The following is a 4,879-nucleotide window of genomic DNA, read 5'->3' on the forward strand; positions in this document are numbered from 1 at the left end:
CATGTCCGGCGAGCCCTGGTCCGGGGTTAGCTCGTCGGGTCTCTTCGGGGTATGGGAGGCGGCACGTGCACACAGTCTGGTTCGAAACAGGAGAGACCCGTCTGGCCTGGCCTGCGTCGGGCAAAGACCAGGGGTATAAGCCGATGGTGAAGTTCTCTGGAGGGCAGCGGGAGTCCGATGGGGTCGTAGTACCGCTGATCGGCGTGCAACATAACGCGCCGGGAGGAAAGGGCCCCAACTTTGATCACGCGCAGGGAGTGGGTAAGCGTGAGGGCATGACCGGGTTCGCTCGGTCCAACTACCCCGGCAGGCAATCGCCTGCTGTAGCCGACGACGAGCTGATAGGGGCGTCGCCGGGGAAAGTGCGACAACTGCAACGTGCGCCATGGGCTGCGGCCAAGCAGTCGAAGGGTCGGCGTTTCCACGCCCTGTATGACCGTGTCCACAGGGGTGACGTCTTGTGGGAGGCGTGGGAGCGGGTGCGTAAGAACAAGGGTGCGGCCGGGGTGGATCGGATCACCTTGGTTGCGGTGGAGGATTACGGCGTGGACCGCATGTTGCGTGAGTTGCGGCGTGACCTTCGCGAGGGCGTGTATCGCCCGGCGCCTGCGCGTCGGGTGGAGATCCCTAAACCACAGGGTGGTAAGCGGCCGTTGGGGATACCCACGGTGCGAGATCGGGTGGTTCAGGCGGCGGCCAAGCTGGTGTTGGAACCGATTTTCGAGGCGGACTTTGTGCCGTGTTCGTATGGGTTTCGTCCGAGGCGGTCGGCGACGATGGCGATGGAACGCTTGCGGACCGGGTTCATCGAGGGCTACCGGTTCGTGGTCGAGTTCGATATCGCTAATTTCTTCGGCGAGATCGACCACGAACGTCTGCGTGACAAGGTTCGTGTTCTGACCGGGCGCTCGCGTGTGGGTCTGGACATTCGGACCGTGATCGCGACGTTGAATCCGATCCTGCGCGGCTGGGGTGACTACTTTCGTACCGGCAACGCCGCCGACAAGTTCGTCCAGGTCGACCGGTACGTGTCATGGCGGCTCAAACGGTTTCAGCTCAAGAAGCGGGGCCGCAATCTGCGTGCCGGACAAGCCGATCAATGGACGCGGCAGTGGTTTGAAGGGCACGGTCTGCACCGCTTATCCGGCACCATCCGGTACCCGAAGGCTGACTACCAATGAGCGAACGGCCCAAGACGGGCGTCCTGGCCCGGGTTCAGCTGCTGCTCCGGACCCGCCCGACGGACCATATGCTGGCGCTGAGCGTCGCGTCGGCGTCGCTGCCGGTGGTGGGCAAGAGCCTGGAGCCGCTGGGCGTCACCGCCGCGCTCGGCGTGTGGGGCACCCGGCACCTGCCGCAGTTCCTGTCGAACACAACGAAATCGCTGCTCACCCGGCGTACCGCCGCGGACCGCACGCGGGCGTATCACCAGAGCATCGGTGCCGCGGTCACCGGGCTGCGCGGCATCGTCCCCGCCGAGACGCTGGACCGCACCGCCTGGCCGGCGCCGCAACGCACCCCGCCGGTGGCGAAGGCGTTGGAGCACCGGCGCCGGCTGTACCGGTCGGCGGTCCGCTACGGCAGCGACCCGGCCCAGCGGCTCGACGTCTGGCGCCGGCCGGATCTGCCGGCCACGCCCGCCCCGGTGCTGATCTTCGTCCCCGGCGGCGCCTGGGTGCACGGCAGCCGCACCATGCAGGGCTACGCGCTCCTGTCCCAGCTGGCCGAGCAGGGCTGGGTCTGCCTGTCGATCGACTACCGGGTGGCGCCGCACCACCGCTGGCCGGCGCATCTCGTCGACGTGAAGACGGCGATCGCCTGGGCGCGCGCCAACGTCGACAAGTTCGGCGGCGACCGCAATTTCGTGGCGATCGCCGGCTGCTCGGCCGGTGGCCATCTGGCCGCGCTGGCCGGGCTGACCGGCGGTGACCGCGGCGATACCGAGCTGGCCGCGGCGTTGCCCGCCGACGGCGACACCGCGGTGGACGCGGTGGTCGCGATCTACGGCCGCTACGACTGGTCCGACCGATCCACCCGGGAACGGGCCGAGTTCGTCGACTTCCTGCAGCGGGTGGTGGTCGGCCGGTCGATCCGGCGGCATCCGGAGATCTACCGGGACGCCTCGCCGATCGCCCGGATGCACCCGGCCGCGCCGCCGTTCCTGGTGGTGCACGGCAGCGGCGACACCGTCATCCCGGTGGCGCAGGCGCGCGGGTTCGTCGACCGGCTGCGCGTGGTCTCCCGGTCGATCGTCGGGTACCTGGAGCTGCCCGGCGCCGGGCACGGTTTCGACATGATCGACGGCACCCGCACCGGCGTCACGGCCACCGCCATCGGCTTGTTCCTCACCCAGATCCACCGCAACCGGTCGTCAGTCGGGACCAAACGGGTCATTTGAGCCGCGGATCGGTGTGAACCGGCGGTACGGTCCGGGGGTGATCAGGACGTGAAGCGGTTGAGCGGGTGGGACGCGGTGCTGCTCTACAGCGAGACACCGAACGTGCACATGCACACCCTGAAGATCGCGGTGATCGAGCTGGACGCCGATCACCGCGACTTCGACATCGAGGCGTTCCGCCGGGTCATCCACAGCCGGCTCTACAAGCTGGATCCGTTCCGCTACCGGCTGGTCGACATCCCGTTCAGGTTTCATCACCCGATGTGGCGGGAGCACACCGAGGTCGACCTGACCTACCACGTGCGGCCATGGCGGCTGGCCGCGCCGGGCGGGCGCCGCGAACTCGACGAGGCCATCGGCGAGATCGCCAGCACCCCGCTGGACCGCAGCCGTCCGCTCTGGGAGATGTACTTCGTCGAGGGGCTGGCCGGCGACCGGATCGCGGTGGTCGGCAAGATCCACCACGCGCTCGCCGACGGCATCGCCTCGGCCAACCTGATGGCCCGCGGCATGGACTTGCAGCCCGGCCCGCAGGCCGACCGGGACTACTACCCGACCGATGTGACGCCGACCAAAGCCAGGCTGGTGCGGTCGGCCTTCGTCGACCATCTGCGCCAGGTCGGCCGGCTGCCGGCGACGTTCCGCTACACCGCCGCCGGCGTCGGCCGGGTGCGGCGCAGCACCCGCAAGCTCTCCCCGCGGCTGACCCGGCCGTTCACCCCGCCGCCGAGCTTCATGAACCACATGCTCACCCCGGAGCGGCGGTTCGCCACCGCCACCCTGGCGCTGGCCGACGTCAAGCAGACCGGCAAGACACTGGGGGTGACGATCAACGACCTGGTGTTGGCCATGTCGGCGGGGGCGCTGCGCCCCCTGCTGCTGCGCTACGACGCCCACGCCGACCATCCGCTGCTGGCGTCGGTACCGATGAGCTTCGACTTCTCCTCCGACCGGATCTCCGGCAACCGGTTCAGCGGGGTGCTGGTGGCGCTGCCGGTCGACGTCGACGACACCCTGGCCCGGGTCCGGCAGGCGCGGGACTCCGCCGACCTGGCCAAGGAGAGCCACCAGCTGATCGGGCCGGAGCTGATCAGCCGCTGGTCGGCGTATTTCCCGCCGGCACCGGCGGAGGCACTGTTCCGCTGGCTGGCCGGCCAGGACGGCCAGAACAAGGTGCTCAACCTCAACATCTCCAACGTGCCCGGGCCGCGGGAGCGCGGCCGGGTCGGCGGCGCGCTGGTCACCGAGATCTACTCGGTCGGTCCGTTGACCGCCGGCAGCGGGCTGAACATCACCGTGTGGAGCTACGTCGACCAGCTCAACATCTCGGTGCTCACCGACGGCGCCACGGTCGACGACCCGCACGAGGTGACCACCGCCCTGGTCGACGAGTTCGCCGAGATCCGAAGGGCCGCTGGGATTCCCGGCGAGCCGGCGGTCGTCGAGACCGCGCTGCCGCCGGCCTGACGCGCTAGCCGACGATCGGGAAGCGGCGCTCGGCGGCGAGTTCGTCCAGCGCGGCCTGCATCACCTGGCGCACCTGTGCGTCGACCTCATCGACGTCGGGGTCGTCGCCGAATCGGGCGGCGATGTCGATCGGCTCCAGCACCCGCATGACGATCTTGGTGGGCAGCGGCAGGTTCACCGGCAGCACCGCGGAGAGCCCGAACGGGAAGCCGAACGAGATCGGCAGGATCTTGGCCCGCAGCAGCTTGTCCAGCCGCAGCAGCTTGGCCAGCCCGGTGCCTCGCGACAAGTAGAGCTGGCTCTGCTGGCCGCCGATCGCCACCGCCGGCACGATCGACACCCCGGCGTTCAGCGCCGCCCGAACATAGCCGGTGCGGCCGCCGAAGTCGACGGTGTTCTCCGACAGCGTCGGCCGGTACACGTCGTAGTCGCCGCCAGGGAAGACCACCACCACGCCGCCGGAGCGCAGCGCGGCGTCGGCGTTGGAGTGGTTGGCCCGGATGAATCCGGTCTTGCGGAAGAAGTCGGCGGTGAAGCCGGTGAACAGGATGTCGTGGCTGAGCGTGTACACCGGCCGGTGGTAGCCGAATTTCTCGTAGAACCCGGTGGCGAAGACCGGGATGTCCATCGCGAACAGGCCCCCGGAGTGGTTGGAGACCACCAGCGCACCCCCGCCCGGGAACCGATCCAGGCCGCGCACCTCGGCCCGGTGGTAGCCCTTGATCACCGGCCGGAGCAGCGTCATCACCCGCTGGGTCAGGCCCGGATCCCACTTCGTCAATGGGGTGGACCCGGCGTCGGTCAGGTCGGTGTCCGGCGTGTCCACAAGGTCTCCCATCAAACTAGAACGTGTTCTAGTTTGGCCCACGCTGTCGGCTTCGCGCAAGTTGTCGTTAACATCGGCGAGGTGAGCGAAGAATCCGAAGGCGCCGAGGTCCTCATCGAACAGCTCGACCGGATCCTGTTCATCACCATCAACCGGCCGGACGCCAAGAACGCGATCAACGCCAAGGT

At 68.7% G+C, this 4,879-nt stretch carries 4 protein-coding genes and 1 pseudogene; 4 read left to right on the top strand and 1 reads right to left on the bottom strand.

Annotated features, from left to right (window positions below; translation table 11 throughout):
• Window positions 1-65 precede the first annotated feature (65 nt).
• The 3 genes from AC2VNT_RS00175 to AC2VNT_RS00185 are packed head-to-tail and all read left to right on the top strand — an operon-like array spanning window position 66 to window position 3,865.
• Window positions 66-1,181 carry a group II intron maturase-specific domain-containing protein gene (locus tag AC2VNT_RS00175; protein ID WP_486944941.1) on the top strand — a complete coding sequence of 372 codons (1,116 nt, stop codon included), beginning with the start codon at window positions 66-68 and terminating at the stop codon, window positions 1,179-1,181.
• Window positions 1,178-2,398 (top strand): alpha/beta hydrolase fold domain-containing protein, encoded by a 1,221-nt coding sequence (locus AC2VNT_RS00180; RefSeq protein ID WP_486944942.1) that lies wholly within the window; start codon window positions 1,178-1,180, stop codon window positions 2,396-2,398. Before AC2VNT_RS00175 ends, AC2VNT_RS00180 begins: the two co-directional genes overlap by 4 nt.
• Before the next feature lie 48 nt (window positions 2,399-2,446).
• Window positions 2,447-3,865: a WS/DGAT/MGAT family O-acyltransferase gene (locus AC2VNT_RS00185; protein ID WP_486944943.1), complete on the top strand. Its 1,419-nt coding sequence runs from the start codon at window positions 2,447-2,449 to the stop codon at window positions 3,863-3,865.
• Between the two features lie 4 nt (window positions 3,866-3,869).
• Here AC2VNT_RS00185 and AC2VNT_RS00190 read toward each other — a convergent pair whose 3' ends face one another.
• Entirely contained in the window at window positions 3,870-4,703 is an 834-nt protein-coding gene (locus tag AC2VNT_RS00190; RefSeq protein WP_486944944.1) for a 1-acyl-sn-glycerol-3-phosphate acyltransferase, read from the bottom strand.
• 69 nt (window positions 4,704-4,772) lie between these two features.
• On the opposite strand from AC2VNT_RS00190, the pseudogene AC2VNT_RS00195 reads away from it, so the two are divergent.
• A pseudogene (locus AC2VNT_RS00195) lies at window positions 4,773-4,879 on the top strand (crotonase/enoyl-CoA hydratase family protein); the annotation flags it as partial.

This window comes from Mycobacterium sp. TH-M15 (assembly GCF_057473705.1).

Bases quoted from the DNA above. Each gene is read 5' to 3' on its own strand.
- AC2VNT_RS00190 (WP_486944944.1), bottom strand. From the start codon at position 4,703: ATGGGAGACCTTGTGGACACGCCGGACACCGACCTGACCGACGCCGGG.
- AC2VNT_RS00180 (WP_486944942.1), top strand. From the start codon at position 1,178: ATGAGCGAACGGCCCAAGACGGGCGTCCTGGCCCGGGTTCAGCTGCTG.